Consider the following 604-nt stretch of genomic DNA (forward strand, 5'->3'; position numbering starts at 1 on the left):
GGCAGCGTGGTGCTGGTCGGTGGCGGCCCCGGCGACCCCGGCCTGATCACCGTCCGCGGCCGCCAGGCCCTGGCCACCGCCGACGTCGTCGTCGCCGACCACCTCGCCCCCCAGGCCCTCCTGGCCGCCCTGCCCCCCGAGGTCCAGGTCATCGACGCCGCCAAGCTCCCCCGCGGCCGCGCCATGGCCCAGGAGACCATCAACGACCTGCTCCTCACCCACGCCCGCGTCGGCCGCCGCGTCGTGCGCCTCAAGGGCGGGGACCCCTACGTCTTCGGCCGCGGCTACGAAGAACTCCAGGCCTGCACCGCCGCCGGCATCCCCGTCGAGGTCGTCCCCGGCATCACCAGCGCCGTCGCCGTCCCCGCCCTCGCCGGCATCCCGGTCACCCACCGCGGCCTGACCCACGAGTTCGTCGTCGTCTCCGGCCACCTGCCCCCCGGCCACCCCGACTCCCTGGTCGACTGGGCCTCCCTGGGCCGCCTCCGCGGCACCCTGGTGGTCCTCATGGGCGTGGACACCGCACCCGCCATCGCCACCGCCCTCGTGCAGCACGGCCGCGACCCCCGCACCCCCGTCGCCGTCGTCACCGACGGCTCCACCC

1 protein-coding gene is annotated in these 604 nt (G+C 76.8%); it reads left to right on the top strand.

Annotated elements, in window-relative coordinates; all coding sequences use genetic code 11:
* On the top strand, positions 1–604 hold a 604-nt coding region (gene cobA, locus E9565_RS21955; RefSeq protein ID WP_236836733.1), incomplete at both ends, for a uroporphyrinogen-III C-methyltransferase.

Origin of the sequence: Blastococcus sp. KM273129 (assembly GCF_021698995.1) — a bacterium.
In the GTDB taxonomy this organism is placed as follows: domain Bacteria; phylum Actinomycetota; class Actinomycetes; order Mycobacteriales; family Geodermatophilaceae; genus Blastococcus.